Raw genomic sequence first — 13,640 nt, 5'->3', positions numbered from 1 at the left:
TAAACGACTGTCGAAGGCGCGTCGGCGTTAGAAGGTCGTCACGTCGCCGTCGATGGCGCGCTTCGTGATGCTCGATACGTCCGCCAGTTCCTCGTTCACGATGTCCACGATTTCGGGTTCGATGTCGCTCAGTTCGACGCCTTCCTCGGTGACGACGTGGGCGTCCGCCACGTGCGGTTCGTCGATGGGGCGGCCGATTTGCGAGAGGAGGCGAACCCGCATGTCGCGGATGCCGTCCACTTCGGCGACGACGGTTTCGGCGATTTCCGTGCTCAGCAGGTTGTAAATCTTCCCGATGTGGTTGACGGGGTTCTTGCCGCTCGTGGCTTCCATGCTCATCGAGCGGTTCGGCGTGATGAGACCGTTCGCGCGGTTACCGCGGCCGACGGACCCGTCGTCGCCCATCTCGGCGCTGGTACCGGTCGTCGTGAGGTAGATGCTCTCCTCGTCGTCGGCGGTGTTGACGTAGACGTTCACCTCGCGGTCGGTGTACTCGCTCGCGACCTGATGGGTGTAATCGCGGACCGCCTCGACCATCGCGTCGTACTCCTCGCGGTTTTCGACGTATTTGTCCACCATCGCGGCGGCGACGGTCACGTCGATGGTGTCGCGCTCGCGCTTGCCCATTATTTTCACGTCGGGGCCGAGCGCGGGGTTGTCCGCCGCGAACTCGCCGTTGAGCCGTCGTTCGGCGTTCAGCACGATTTGCTCGGTCTCGGAAAGGGGGGCGTGGCCGACGCCGAAACTCGTGTCGTTCGCCATCGGGACCGTCGCGCCCTCCTCGGAGAAGACGTCCTGGAGGTCGCCGCTTCCCTCGCCGAGTTTCACGTCGATGATGACGTCACGGCCGACGTCGAGTTCGGGGATGTTCTCGTGGAGGTAGTCGCGCGCGGCGTCGAGCGCCACGGTGTCGGTCGGGATTTTCGTTCCGTCGTACTCCTTGGTCGCGCGGCCGACGATGAGGATGTAGATGGGTTCGATCAGTTCGCCGCCGCCGAATCGCGGGTTCGAACTCCCGGCGACGAGTTGCGTCTCGTCGGTGTTGTAGTGGAGGACTTTGCCCACGCGGTCGAGATACGTCTGCGAGAGCGCGCTAGAGACTGCTTCCGCGATACCGTCACAGATGGAGTCGGGGTGGCCGATTCCCTTTCGTTCGACGATTTCGATGTCCTGATCTTCGACCGCCCGTCGGTCGATAGGTTCCACCTGAATGTTCCGCTCGGTCATTATATCGGATTCGCAGTCACGGATTCTATAACTTGCGGAAACGCTTTCGACCGCGGATATTACCATTACTCATCTTCGAGTAGCAGTCCGAGGTACGACGTTCGTATCTGGTCGTCGGGGTCGAGACCGAGTTCGTGAAGGACCTCGTAAGCGCCCACGCGGGCGGGTTCGACCCCCGATTCGTTCGTCTCGGTTTCGACCTCGACGAACTCGCCGAGACCCGTCACCGTGTCGAGGCTGACGACGTAGCTATCCAGTTCGTAGCGTTCGCGTTCCTTGTGGACGGTGGCCGCCGACTCGAACCCGAGCGCGGAGAGCAGTTGGTCCACGGTTTCCCCGTTGCCGACAACGGTCTCGTGTTCTTTGCGCGTCTTCGATTCCTGCTCGACCAACGGCCCCTTGTAGGTCACGACCTCCACCGCGTCGTCGTCGTCCGCTTCCCGGCGGATGCGGAGCGCTTCGTCGGTCTCCGCGAAGTCACGGTGGGGAGCGTCGTAGTAGAAATCCTCCTGGGTCACCGTGCCGAGCGAGCGGGCGTCGAGTTCGCGAAGGCGTTCCCGGACCGTCTCGTGGTCGGCCCGGACCTTCACTTCGACTTCGTACATGCTCGGGACGAAGGGGGCGGGAGTCAAAAGCACACCGTGTCGGCGAAATCACGCCGCTCGCGTCGCCGCAGTATCCCGTTCCGCTCCGTTCGCTCCACCCGCGACGCCGAGATAGTCGGCGAGAGTTCGCAAGTCGCCCGCCTCGCGGTCGAACGTCCGAACGTCGTTTTCCGACACCGTGTTGTCGAACTTCAGCGACCGATACTGGTCCGAACCCATGGGAACGAACGGAATCGCGTCCGCGACCGTCAGCCCGATTCCGGCGAGCGGCATCGGAATCGGCAGGACGGCGACCGACTTCCCGTCGGCGCGATAGGCGAGTTTCGCCACGTCGGCGAGGGTGAGCACCTCGGGTCCGCCGAGGTCGTAGGCGCGTCCGAGATGGTCGTCGTCCTCCACGCAGTCGGCCAGTATCGGCGCGAGGTCGCCCACCCAAATCGGCTGGAACCGCGTCTTCCCGCCGCCCGGCAGTCCCGTCACGTACGGCGTGGTGAGCACCTTCGTGAACGAGACGAACTCGCCGCCGTCGCCGAAGACGACCGACGGGCGGACGATGACCCACTCCAACGACGAGTCGCGGACGACTTCCTCGGCTTCGCCCTTCGCCCGGATGTAGGCGGTCGTTCCGTCCGGGTCGGCACCCAACGCGCTCATCTGGACGAGTTTCGGGACGCCGTGCTCTTCGGCCGCCCGAACGACGTTTTCCGTCCCGCCGAGGTGAACCGACTCGTGGCTCGCGCCGCTCGGCGGCTTGAACAGCGGCGAGAGCGCGACGAGGTTGACCACGGCGTCCCGCCCCAAAAACGCACCGTCGATGCTTTCGTAGTCGGTTACGTCGCCCGCGACCGTCTCGACCCCGGACGGGAGGTCGGACTCCCCCGGCGAGCGCGAAAGCACCGTCACGTCGTGTCCCCGCCCGTACAGTTCCTCCGTGAGCGCCGTTCCGACGAACCCGCTGCCGCCGACGATGAGTACTCGCATACTTCTCCTTCGCCGGTCAGGGCCTTGACGACACTCCCTGACGTGTTCGCCACGGGTCGTCGTTCGCGAACGCGGGGGTCGTGATACCCGGTCGTCACTCCGGGAGTTCGCCGACGAACTCGTACTCGCGGGGTCGCTTGTACTCTTCGAGCGCGTCGCTTCGGACGCAGTGGTCGTCGAGGTCGGCCGCCGTGAGGTCGCCGTCCGCGACGACGAACGCCTTCGGTACCTCCCCCCACTCGTCGTCGTCGATACCGACGACGGCGGTTTCCTCGACGGCGGGATGGTCCGCGAGCACCGTCTCGACGTTCTCCGGGTAGATGTTCTCCCCGACGTATTTTATCAGGTCGCGTAGCCTGCCGGTCATGGCGAAACAGCCGTCCTCGGTCTCGATGCAGGCGTCGCCGGTGAAGTACCAGTCGCCTTCGAACGCGTCTTCGGCGTTCTCGTAGTCGCGCAGATACCCCTCGAACGCGCCGGGACAATCGCGGTGGACGACGAGTTCGCCCTCGCGTCCCGCCTCGACCGTCGCCGCCGGGTCGTGTTCGTCGATTTCGACGATTCGCATCCCGTCCACCCCCGCGTACCCGAACGTCCGCGGGTCGTCCCGGTGTCGGAGGTTCACCTTCGTGTACGGCGGGAATATCTCCGTCATCCCGTACGTGTTGTAGATGTAGTCGGGGTCGATGATGCGCTTGGTTGCGTCGAGCAGGTCCTCGCTCATCGGCGCGCCGGAGAAGCTGATTATTTCCACGGAATCGAACACGTCGCGGCCCCCGTCGGTGTCGTCCCCGCCCTCCGAACCGAGCAACCGCTCGTACATCACGGGCGCTTCGTGGAGGACGGTGACGTTCTCCTCCGCGATTATCCGCCGATACTGCTCGCGGTCGAATTCGGGTACCGGAATGTACGTGCCGCCCGTCAGCACCGTGGACAGCAACATCCCGTGAACGCCGAGTGTGTGAAAGAGGTGAATCCTGCCGAGGACGGTCTCCCCGTCGTACATCCGCTGACTGTGGACGTTCAGAAAGACCCTCTCGACGCCGCCTCGGTGCGTAATCTCGATTCCCTTCGGGTCTCCGGTCGTCCCGGAACTGTACTGGATGACGCTGCCGTCGTCCGGCAGTATCGATACCGAAACCCGCTCGTCAACGTCACGGACCAATCGTTCGTAGCCGTTCACGTCGGGAGCGGAGACGTCGGCGGTCGTGACGAACGTCTCGCAGTCCAGTTCGTCCCGGAGGTCGAGCACCTGCTCCGCGATTGGCCCACCGAACACCAACATCGACAGGTCGGCGTCCGAAACGAAGTATCGCAACGTCTCGTCGCTGCTGTGGAAGTTGAAGGGGACGGCGACGGCACCGACTCGCTGCACCGCGAGGAACAAAAAGACGTGTTCCGGCATGTTCGGGAGGGCGAGTCCGATTCTCTCCCCCTTCTCGATGTCGAACGCTCGAAACCCGGCGGCGAGCCGTTCGACCCGCTCGTCCACGTCGGCGTAGGTGAACCGTCGGTCGGTTATCGGGTCGACGACGGCGGTTCGGTCGGGCGTCCGCTTCACCGTGTTTCGAAACAGCTCACTAACGTTCCACATCGTTTTAATTTATATAATCTATAATATAAAATCTCTACGACGTTCATGTATCCGTCGTGAGCCCGCACGCGGTTCACTTCGTGACTTCCGAAACGGCCGCCTCGATGTCCTCCAGACAGTCGGCGACGTTCTCCCGATGGACTCGGAACGAGAGCACGCAGATGCGGACGGAAAAACGGCCGTCGAGCGTCGTTCCCGAGAGGTGAACGCGGCCGCGGGCGTTGACCTTCTCCAACACCCGTTCGTTGAGTTCGTCGAGCGCGTCGCCCTCGACGCCCGACGGTTCGACCCGGAACGCGAGCGTGGACAGTTGGGGTTCCGCGACTATCTCGACGGGTTCGAGGTCGCGGAGACAGTCGGTGGCCCGTTCCGCGAGTTCCATTTTTTCCGCGAGCGCGGCGCGGAAGGGGTCGACGCCGTGCAACTTCAACGGCAGCCAGACGCGAAGACCGCGGAAGTCCCTCGATAGCTCCGGTCCCAGTTGGCTGAAGTCCACCGTCCCGGAGTCGGGGTCCCAGTCGGGGATGTAGTCCGCCTCCACGGCGTGTGCGCGGGCCAACGCCCCACCGTCCCGCATCAGGAGCGCGCCGGTCCCGTACGGGAGGAAGAGACCTTTGTGCGGGTCGACGGTGATGGAGTCACAGCGGTCCAGTCCGGCGAGTTGCGTTTTCCCCGTCTCGGTCAGGGCGAAGAATCCGCCGTAGGCTCCATCGGCGTGGAGCCAGAGGGATTCCCGGTCGCAAAGGTCGGCGAGCGCATCGAGGTCGTCCACCGCGCCCGTGTTCGTCGTCCCCGCGTTTCCGACGACGAGGAACGGCTCCTTTCCGGCGGCTCGGTCCCCCTCGACCGCCGATTCGAGGGCGTCCATGTCGATTCGGAACTCGTCGCCCGTCGGAATCGAACGGATGTTCTCCGACGGGAAACCGGCGAGAACCGCGGCCTTCGTCACCGAGTGGTGCGACTGGTCGCTGGTGTATATCACGCCGTCGAGGAAATCCTCCGAGAGGCGTTCTCGTCTGGCGGTTATCGTGGCTATCAGGTTCGCCATCGACCCGCCGGACGTGAGCAGGCCGAAGGAGCCGTCGGGGTAGCCCATCATTTCGCAGAACCATTCGACGACGTTCGTTTCGATGGCGACGAGCGCCGGGGCGGCGAACCACGTCCCGACGTATCGGTTGGTCGCGTCGGCGATGAAGTCGGCGAGCGCCGCGTGAAAGAGGCCGCCTCCCGCGGTGTACGCCATGTATCCCGGGTGGGAGTTGGTGATGGAGTGGGAGATGGCGTCCTCGAACAGCGTATCGAGGAGTTCGTCGTACGGCGTCGACGCCTCGGGGAGCGGTTCGCGCAGTTCGTTCGCCTTCTCGTGTGCACCGTCGACGTTGGACGCGGGTCCGTCAGGCAACCGGTCGAGATGGTCCAGCACGCGGACTTCCGTCTCTCGAACCATCTCCTCTTTCTCCGCACGGGTGAGTTCGAGCGGTCGGTCCCCGGACGAACGGTCGTCGCCGTCCGACGGGAGAGTAAAATCAGCCATTATATCCTACACTCATCCGAAAATTAAAAATATTTGCGTACGGATTCGATCCCCTCGAGGCGCACCCTCCGGAGCGACTGGGAGTATACTGCTATAAATGCACTCTTCTCAAAGTAATATTAAAACAATTAAAAATATACGTGTAGCGTCGGTAGCGAAAATATATGACTGACACCGGCACAACAGGTCCCGATGGTGCCACCCCTCACGACAGCACCGAAACTTCGTCCCGCCTCGCCGAAGCGGTACGCTCCGACGGGACGGCCGGGTTCGACCGCGAACTCGGATTCGATTTCGACACCGTTTCGGCCACGGTGGACGACGCGCTGTCCTTCGACGCCATCGCAACGACAACGGCCAATCGAACCGTCGCCATCGAGGCGGTCGGTGGCGAGCAGCGATGGGACCGGACGCTGGCGTCCGCGTCGAAGCTCGACCCGGACTTCCTCGTGTTGGTCGGAACGGCGTTCGACGACGACCACGTGGCGCTACTTCGGTGGCTGAACGAAGCGACGCACGCCGACCTGTTCGCCGTGTCGTTCGACGCGTCCGAAGGCGACGACGCCGACCGAGGTTCGGCGGGTCGGCCCGACGTGCTCGTTGAACCGTCGGGGTGGTCCACCCGGTCGGAACGGAGCCTCACGGAAAAGCAACTACTCCAACTCCGCTACTGGGCCGAACTCCGCGACCGAATCGAAGGGCGAACGACCCGTTTGGAGTCGTGCGAGCCACAGCCGAACAACTGGTACAACAATTCGATGGGTGAAATCGGATACAAGCTTCAGTTCGCCATCAACAGCTACACGTCCGTCCTGTTGACTCAACTCGTGGTTCGTGACGACCCGGACGGGTTTCAGGCGCTCGCGGACGACCGTGATGCCATCGAACGCGACATCGGGGAGGACCTCATCTGGCTGTCGCCGGACGAGGCGAAGGGCGAGGGCAACCGCGCGCGGATAACCCTCCGGCGCGACGGCGACCTGTTCGTGGAGGGGTCGTGGTCCGAGTATCAAACGTGGATGCTGGACGCGGGCGAGCGGTTCTACGACGTGTTTCACGAGCGCATCCGGGGATTGTAGGATTTTTCATGGTCGCTTCACCGGGCGAATTCGATTCGGAACGGAGCCGACGATAGCATGTCCGACGAGCTCCCGACGCCGTTCCACATCGTCGACGTGTTTTCGCGGGGGCGCTACACCGGAAATCAACTCGCGGTCGTCCGGCACGCCGACCGGCTGTCACCCGACGAGATGCAACGCATCGCGCGGGAGATCGACTACTCCGAAACGGCGTTCGTGACCGACGACTCGCCGACCGGTGACGGATACGGCGTTCGCATGTTCACACCCGAAGCCGAAGTGCCGTTCGCCGGTCACGCGACGCTCGGGACGGCGGCGGTGATTCGAGACGTTATCGCCGACGGCGACCCGGATGCGGTCACGCTCTCCCTGCCGGACGGTCCCGTCACCGTGACGACCGAGCGCGACGGCGACGGAACGGTCTTCTGGCTCGAACCGCGGAAGGTATCGTTCCGCGACACCCTCGACCCGGGAATCGCCGCCGACGTGGTTGGCGTCGGCCACGACGATATCGCGCCGTTCCTCCCCTGTCAGGTCGTTTCCACCGGGCTACCGCAGTTACTGCTCCCGCTCCGGAGCCTCGACGCCGTACGTCGTGCGGCCACGAACCGGGAACCGTACTACGAACACGTGGTCGAGGGACTCGGTGTCAACGCGGTGTTGGTGTTCGCCACGGAGACGTGCGACCCCGAAAACGACCTGCACGTTCGCGTGTTCGTGGAGTCCCAAGGCATTCCGGAGGACCCGGCGACCGGGTCGGCGAACACGAGCCTCGCGGGGTACCTATCGCGTGAACGGGCGTCACGCGCCGGGGTTCGATTCACAGCCGAGCAAGGGTACGAGATGGACCGCCCATCGACGCTGCATCTCCGCGCCGAGCGGACGAACGACGGTATCGTCGCCCGGGTCGGCGGACGGGTTTCGAACGTCGCCGACGGTCGATTGCTGTAGCGCTCCGTCCCCCGACTCGTCGATGCTCCGCGGTGAACCCGATGTCGCTCAGAATCCGAGGAGCGACTCGGGATTGTCGTGGATTATCTTCCGTTTCTGCACGTCGGTGAGACCGTCGTGTTCGAGCACCGAGGACGGCGCGTCGAAGTCCATGTGGGGATAGTCCGTGGTCAGGATGAGTTGGTCCTCCAACCCGTTCATGTCGATGATGTACTGGAGGTCGTCGGGCTTTCTCGGCTGTTCTTCGAGCGGCTGAACGCCGTAGTAGAAGTCGCTCAGGTACTCGCTCGGGAGTTTCGTGAGTTCCGGCGCGTCCGAGGGCCGCTCCAGATACTCCCGGTCCATGCGCGTCCGGAGGAACTGAATCCACGAGATACCCGCCTCCAAGAAACACCAATCGACGTCGTACCGTTCCGGGATGCCCCGCGAGATGATGCTCGTCGCGTGCCACATCTTCGCCATCGGATGAGCGAGCGTGTGGTACCCCATGAATGTCTCCATGTTCAGCCCCGGCATCGGGAACGCCGGGTACAACCCGCTCCCGCTGTGGAGGTAGATCGCCAAATCGTGCTTCTCCGCCGCTTCGTATATCGGTTCGAACCGCTTGTGGCCGAGGGGGTGTTTCGGTCCAACATCGACGATGAACAGCCCGACGATGCCCGGGTCGCCCCCGTACTCCTCTATCACCTTGGCGCTCTCCTCGGGGTGTTCCGGGATTATCAGGAGTTTCGCGTAGTTGTCCTCCTGCGGGTCGGCGTACAGTCGGGTGATGTGCTCGTTGATAGCCCACAGATACTGGATGCGCTTCGGGACGTTCGGAATCTGCGTCAGTTTGAACTGTCCCGGCGAGAAGACGGTGACGTCGATTCCGAACTCCTCGCGCTTTTCATCGTAGTCGTCGGGATGCGTTATCGGATGCGGCGACCACTTGATTCGTCCCCCGGCGGAACGGTCCCACCCGTCCCACGGCATCGGCCCCATCTCGGGATGAGCCATGTACCCCGACTCCTCCCGCTCCCTGAGGTCTTCGTCCAAATACTCGAAGAGGTGGTTGTACCTCGTCAGCGAATGCACCTCCATGTCGTACACGGTAACGTCGTCTACGTCGTAACCGGCCATGATATCTACACCTTGGGAACAAAACCAATAGTTCTTTTGATAAATAAATACTGAATAGAGTATTAAGTTATTTTATATAGAAAAGAAATAAAATCGGGTCGATACTCCGTTCGAAGCGTGCGGGGTCGCGCCGGGGGGTTTCGTCCGGAGGTACTGCCGCGAACAGACGCGGTGGGATTCCCGTTCGTGCGCTCGCGGGTCGAAGGCGGACGGTTCGGCGGAACGGCGTCGAGGGATTCGACCGAGCGTTTCCATCGCTGCTTTACTCTCTTAACTGTATTTTCTCCCATCCGTAATTTTTTTGTGCTAGTTCCGGGAGGGATTCGTATGGTCGAGCCAGCAGTCGAAGTCGGAGGACGCGCCGAATTTCCCGAGGGGGAGGGGACGATGGTCGAATTCGACGGGCGCGAAATCGCTGTTTTCCGGTCGGACGACGAGTTTTACGCCGTCGAGAACAAGTGTCCGCACCAAGGCGGACCGCTGAGCGACGGAAAGGTCGAGGAGACGTCCGTGTTCTGCCCGTGGCACGGGTTCGAGTTCGACCTCACGACGGGCGAACACTCACACTTGGGCGACCTGTGCGTCGAAACTTACGCCGCATTCGTCGAAGACGGGACGGTGTTCCTCTCGAAGGAGTAGTGCGGCTCGGTCCGGGGTTCGAAACGGAAACGAGCTGTCGGTCGTCTTCGGCCGTTCGTCCTATTCGGGTTCCACGAGTTCCATGACGTTGCCGTCGGGGTCGTAGAAGTAGGCGACCCTCGATTGGACGGTGCCGACCGATTCGGGTTCGCCGAGGAACTCGACTCCCTTCTCGCGGAACTCCTCGTACTTCGCGTCGATATCGTCGACTTGCCAGCAGAAGTGGTCGTCGCCGACGTCGTGCGGCCCTCGCATCGCGTTGATGTTTTTGTTCGCGGGGGCGTCGAGGCACTTCATTTCGAATTTGATTCCGTTTCCTTCCATGACGGCGAACTCGCCGCTCGCCCCCTCGACGCCGAGGAGGTCCTCGTGATGCTCGCTCAGTTCCTTTTTCTCACGAAGCAGCTCGAGTCCCAGTACGTCGCGGTAAAATTCGATCGACCGGTCGAGGTCGGACACGTTTACGCCGTAATGGTGCGCTGGTCCTACAACCATGATTGAAATATCTACTATTGCTGTTTAAATTATTTTATTATTTTCTGTTTTGAATCTGTAGAATAATTCTGCGACGATGAGACGGCGGCGTTCGCGTCGGCGTCGCTTACGAAGCGTCGTACGCCGACTCCACGCAAGCGTCGAACGCGTCCCGAATCGTGCGGGTCAACTCGCTGGTGTCGAACCGACGGTCCCCGACGCGGGTGACCGGCCGCACTTCCCACGTGGTGTTCGTCACGAACGCGTCGTCCGCACGGTAGAGGTCGTCCGGGCGATACGTGTCTCTCTCCACCGCGATGTCGCGTTCGTTCGCCAGTTCGAGCACGACGTCTCGGGTGATTCCCGGAAGCACCGGTCCGTCGAGGGAGGGCGTCTTGAGTACCCCGTCGTCACAGAAAAAGAGGTTGCTGGTCGCCCCTTCGGTGAGGTTTCCGTCCACGTCGAGCATGAGCGTCTCGTCCGCCTCCGACCCGCTTCGAGCCATGATTCCGTTGAGATAGTTGTGCGTCTTGGCGGCCGCCGGGACCGCCGAATCCGGGATTCGAACGGTATCGACGATTTCGACTTCCGCTGGCGTGTCCCAGACGGACGTCCCTTCGACCCCGCTCCGTGGGAGTTCCGAAACCAGAATCACGAGCGTCGGGGACGGGTCGGTCGGCGGGGCGAGTTTCCCCGAGTGCTCCCCTCGCGTGACGGTGAGCCGGATGTACGCCTCCGAAAATCCGTTGGCTCGCAACGTCCTCCGAACGTGGTTCAGCAACTCTCCCCGTTCGTATCCGTGGTCGAAGTTCAGGAGGTCACAGGTCCGCTGGAGGCGGTCGTAGTGTCGGTCCCACTCGAACGGAACGCCGTCGTACGACCGAAGCGTCTCGAAGGCGGCGTCCCCGTACTTGAACCCCCTGTCCGTGACGGACACGGTTGCCTCGGATGCCGGAACGAGTTCCCCGTCGACGCAGTACTGCAATTCGTTCATGGATAGATTTTCGATGGTACGGAACGTCGTTCCGCAACGTGATCGACCGGTCCCGAAACGATGGGTGCGTTCCGTCCGAAAGCGGTGTGTTGACGATTCCCTCTCACAGCCGAAGAAACTTACCGGTTCCCCTTATGTTTTTTCACTATATTTATCCACCGAATAAATTTGGGAAATCTATAATCCATTCTCCAGAGAGATTAATACACATATTAATTCACAGAATATACTTGGGTATTAAAACAAAATATTAAAACAATTATGGTTTACAATCTCAGAAAGATAGTTAATGGACGACACAGCGTTCATTGGTGCAAGTACTAAATGGTCGATGAAATATCCGTAATCACCCGGAAGGACGAGTTCGAATCGGTCGCGAGCGGCTTGGAGGGAGACGCTCGAATCCCGGTCGAAGTGCGAATAACCGTCGCCGACCCCTACACCGCGTACCGAAAGGCGCGGTTCGATTCGGAGGGTGCCTATCTGGAGACGACCGGCGGTCAGGACGGATGGGGATATTTCGGTATCGAACCGGCCTACTGGCTCACGAAGTCCGACGACGAACCGGACAGCTTCGAGCGACTGGAGGAGTTGTTGAACGGCGAGCGATTGGTCCGCGGCGACTGCGACGTCCCGTATCCGTGCGGCGCGTTCGGATGGCTGTCGTACGACATCGCGCGGGAGTTGGAGGACCTCCCGGACACCACGGACGACGACAGGACGCTCCCGCGTCTCCAGTTCGGCGTGTACGATTTAGTTTCGGCGTGGAAAGAGCCGCGTGACGGCGACGGGACGGAACTTCGAATCACGTGCTGTCCGCGGGTCGCCCCCGACGACGATTTCGCGTCGGTGTACGCAGACGCCCGGAGCCGCCTCGAAGCGCACGTGGAGCGGATTCGGGACGGCGACCCGTCGGTCGAGCGCCCGCCCGTCGATGGACCGATAACGTTCCAAAACGAGGTCGGGCAGGAAGAGTACAGCGACCGAATTCGAACCGTAAAACGGTACATCCGAGACGGGGACACCTTCCAAGCGAACATCTCCCAGCGGCTCTCCGCACCCGCCGCGGTCCATCCGACGAACGTCTTCAGCGCGCTCAGGGAAGTGAACCCCGCACCGTACTCGGGGATTTTGGAATTCCCGGGTGTCGATCTGGTCAGCACGAGTCCGGAGTTGCTCTTGGATTGTGAGGACCGTCGTCTCGTCACGGAACCCATCGCGGGAACGCGACCGCGCGGAGAGACGGCGGAGGAGGACGAGGAACTCGAATCGGACCTGCTAGCGAACGAGAAGGAACACGCGGAACACACCATGCTCGTCGACCTCGAACGGAACGACCTCGGGAAAGTCGCCGAGTACGGGAGCGTGGAGGTGACGGATTTCAGGCGCATCGACCGCTATTCGGAAGTGATGCACACGGTTTCGGTGGTCGAGGGCGTCCGGCGAGACGACCAATCGATTCCCGACTCCATCGCCGCCGTCTTCCCCGGTGGGACCATCACGGGCGCACCGAAGCCGCGAACGATGGAGATCATCGACGAAGTGGAGTTCACCCGCCGCGGGCCGTACACCGGCGCTATCGGCGTGCTCGGGTTCGACGAGCGAGCGACGCTGAACATGACGATTCGGACGCTCGTTCGGACGTCGGGGCGGTACTACCTCCGCGTCGGGGCGGGTATCGTTCACGATTCGGAGCCGGTCGCGGAGTTCTACGAGACGCTCGACAAGGGCCGCGCGCTCATCAACGCCGTCAGCGACGCGCTCGACGACGACGCGGACCTCGAACTCGAAGTGGGTGACGCCCGATGATTCTGGTGATAGACAACTACGACTCGTTCGCGTACAACCTCGTGCAGTACATCGGCGAGTTCGCCGAAGAGATCGTCGTCCGCAGGAACGACGCGATAACCATCGACGAAATCCGCGAACTCGACCCCGACGGAATCGTCGTGTCCCCGGGTCCCGGAACGCCGCAAGAGGCGGGCGTCTCCATCCCGATTTTCGAGGAGACGCGGATACCGGCACTCGGCGTCTGTCTGGGCCATCAGGCGCTGTGTGCGGCGGAGGGGGCGACGGTCGGACACGCCCCGGAAGTCGTGCACGGCAAATCGTCGGAGATCAACCACGACGGAAAGGGAATCTACGAGGGCGTGCCGAGCCCCTTCCGCGTCGGTCGATATCACTCCCTCGCGGTCCAGAGCGGGACGCTCCCGGATTCGCTCCGGGTGACGGGGAACACCAAGGGAGACGAAGACGAGCGCGTCGTGATGAGCGTCCGCCACGAGTCGAAACCCCACATCGGAATCCAGTACCATCCCGAGAGCGTTCTGACCCCGCCGGGGAAGCGGCTGATACGAACGTTCTGTCGAAAGTGTCGGACGGATTCCTTCGCCGACGTGTAGGACGAGAGCGGTTTCCGCGAGAACCGTTCGAAGGCGACCGG

At 62.3% G+C, this 13,640-nt stretch carries 13 protein-coding genes; 5 read left to right on the top strand and 8 right to left on the bottom strand.

What is annotated here, in order from left to right:
* Positions 1-27 precede the first annotated feature (27 nt).
* The 5 genes from V5735_RS00970 to V5735_RS00950 form a co-directional block, all read right to left on the bottom strand.
* Positions 28-1,227 (bottom strand): methionine adenosyltransferase, encoded by a 1,200-nt coding sequence (locus V5735_RS00970; RefSeq protein ID WP_423744650.1) that lies wholly within the window; start codon positions 1,225-1,227, stop codon positions 28-30.
* 65 nt (positions 1,228-1,292) lie between these two features.
* Positions 1,293-1,832 (bottom strand): class IV adenylate cyclase, encoded by a 540-nt coding sequence (gene cyaB / locus V5735_RS00965; RefSeq protein ID WP_423744649.1) that lies wholly within the window; start codon positions 1,830-1,832, stop codon positions 1,293-1,295.
* Positions 1,833-1,880: 48 nt separating this feature from the next.
* Complete coding sequence (locus V5735_RS00960; RefSeq protein WP_423744648.1) at positions 1,881-2,813, bottom strand: complex I NDUFA9 subunit family protein; 933 nt, start codon at positions 2,811-2,813, stop codon at positions 1,881-1,883.
* Positions 2,814-2,907: 94 nt separating this feature from the next.
* On the bottom strand, positions 2,908-4,407 hold the full coding sequence (locus tag V5735_RS00955) for a class I adenylate-forming enzyme family protein (protein ID WP_423744647.1): 1,500 nt from the start codon (positions 4,405-4,407) through the stop codon (positions 2,908-2,910).
* A 73-nt stretch (positions 4,408-4,480) separates the two neighbouring features.
* Complete coding sequence (locus V5735_RS00950) at positions 4,481-5,941, bottom strand: pyridoxal phosphate-dependent decarboxylase family protein (RefSeq protein ID WP_423744646.1); 1,461 nt, start codon at positions 5,939-5,941, stop codon at positions 4,481-4,483.
* Positions 5,942-6,105: 164 nt separating this feature from the next.
* On the opposite strand from V5735_RS00950, the gene V5735_RS00945 reads away from it, so the two are divergent.
* A complete protein-coding gene (locus tag V5735_RS00945) occupies positions 6,106-7,020 on the top strand; it encodes a DUF4268 domain-containing protein (protein ID WP_423744645.1) in 915 nt (304 codons plus the stop codon).
* Between the two features lie 57 nt (positions 7,021-7,077).
* A complete protein-coding gene (locus V5735_RS00940) occupies positions 7,078-7,971 on the top strand; it encodes a PhzF family phenazine biosynthesis protein (protein WP_423744644.1) in 894 nt (297 codons plus the stop codon).
* A 48-nt stretch (positions 7,972-8,019) separates the two neighbouring features.
* Here V5735_RS00940 and V5735_RS00935 read toward each other — a convergent pair whose 3' ends face one another.
* Complete coding sequence (locus tag V5735_RS00935; protein ID WP_423744643.1) at positions 8,020-9,090, bottom strand: amidohydrolase family protein; 1,071 nt, start codon at positions 9,088-9,090, stop codon at positions 8,020-8,022.
* 327 nt (positions 9,091-9,417) lie between these two features.
* Between V5735_RS00935 and V5735_RS00930 the strand changes: the two genes are divergently transcribed.
* Positions 9,418-9,729: a Rieske (2Fe-2S) protein gene (locus tag V5735_RS00930; protein WP_423744642.1), complete on the top strand. Its 312-nt coding sequence runs from the start codon at positions 9,418-9,420 to the stop codon at positions 9,727-9,729.
* 60 nt (positions 9,730-9,789) lie between these two features.
* On the opposite strand, the gene V5735_RS00925 is transcribed toward V5735_RS00930, so the two are convergent.
* Together V5735_RS00925 and V5735_RS00920 are read right to left on the bottom strand one after the other, a co-directional pair.
* Complete coding sequence (locus tag V5735_RS00925) at positions 9,790-10,224, bottom strand: VOC family protein (RefSeq protein ID WP_073096498.1); 435 nt, start codon at positions 10,222-10,224, stop codon at positions 9,790-9,792.
* A 106-nt stretch (positions 10,225-10,330) separates the two neighbouring features.
* Complete coding sequence (locus tag V5735_RS00920; RefSeq protein WP_423744641.1) at positions 10,331-11,197, bottom strand: aminotransferase class IV; 867 nt, start codon at positions 11,195-11,197, stop codon at positions 10,331-10,333.
* A gap of 324 nt (positions 11,198-11,521) precedes the next feature.
* On the opposite strand from V5735_RS00920, the gene V5735_RS00915 reads away from it, so the two are divergent.
* The gene (locus V5735_RS00915; RefSeq protein ID WP_423744640.1) at positions 11,522-13,006 is read left to right on the top strand and encodes an anthranilate synthase component I family protein; all 1,485 of its coding nucleotides are present in this window, start codon (positions 11,522-11,524) and stop codon (positions 13,004-13,006) included.
* Entirely contained in the window at positions 13,003-13,599 is a 597-nt protein-coding gene (locus V5735_RS00910) for an anthranilate synthase component II (RefSeq protein ID WP_264780801.1), read from the top strand. The genes V5735_RS00915 and V5735_RS00910 overlap by 4 nt, the downstream gene beginning before the upstream one ends.
* Positions 13,600-13,640: the final 41 nt, after the last annotated feature.

Origin of the sequence: Haladaptatus sp. SPP-AMP-3 (assembly GCF_049568665.1) — an archaeon.
Lineage (GTDB): Archaea > Halobacteriota > Halobacteria > Halobacteriales > Haladaptataceae > Haladaptatus > Haladaptatus paucihalophilus.
Note: the sequence above shows the minus strand (reverse complement) of the source record. Positions and strands in the feature narration are given on the sequence as shown.

Coding starts and splice junctions, on each gene's coding strand:
- V5735_RS00935 (WP_423744643.1), bottom strand. CDS start 9,090: ATGGCCGGTTACGACGTAGACGACGTTACCGTGTACGACATGGAGGTG.
- V5735_RS00955 (WP_423744647.1), bottom strand. CDS start 4,407: ATGTGGAACGTTAGTGAGCTGTTTCGAAACACGGTGAAGCGGACGCCC.
- V5735_RS00940 (WP_423744644.1), top strand. CDS start 7,078: ATGTCCGACGAGCTCCCGACGCCGTTCCACATCGTCGACGTGTTTTCG.
- V5735_RS00960 (WP_423744648.1), bottom strand. CDS start 2,813: ATGCGAGTACTCATCGTCGGCGGCAGCGGGTTCGTCGGAACGGCGCTC.
- V5735_RS00930 (WP_423744642.1), top strand. CDS start 9,418: ATGGTCGAGCCAGCAGTCGAAGTCGGAGGACGCGCCGAATTTCCCGAG.
- V5735_RS00945 (WP_423744645.1), top strand. CDS start 6,106: ATGACTGACACCGGCACAACAGGTCCCGATGGTGCCACCCCTCACGAC.
- V5735_RS00915 (WP_423744640.1), top strand. CDS start 11,522: ATGGTCGATGAAATATCCGTAATCACCCGGAAGGACGAGTTCGAATCG.
- V5735_RS00925 (WP_073096498.1), bottom strand. CDS start 10,224: ATGGTTGTAGGACCAGCGCACCATTACGGCGTAAACGTGTCCGACCTC.
- V5735_RS00950 (WP_423744646.1), bottom strand. CDS start 5,941: ATGGCTGATTTTACTCTCCCGTCGGACGGCGACGACCGTTCGTCCGGG.
- V5735_RS00920 (WP_423744641.1), bottom strand. CDS start 11,197: ATGAACGAATTGCAGTACTGCGTCGACGGGGAACTCGTTCCGGCATCC.
- V5735_RS00910 (WP_264780801.1), top strand. CDS start 13,003: ATGATTCTGGTGATAGACAACTACGACTCGTTCGCGTACAACCTCGTG.
- cyaB (WP_423744649.1), bottom strand. CDS start 1,832: ATGTACGAAGTCGAAGTGAAGGTCCGGGCCGACCACGAGACGGTCCGG.
- V5735_RS00970 (WP_423744650.1), bottom strand. CDS start 1,227: ATGACCGAGCGGAACATTCAGGTGGAACCTATCGACCGACGGGCGGTC.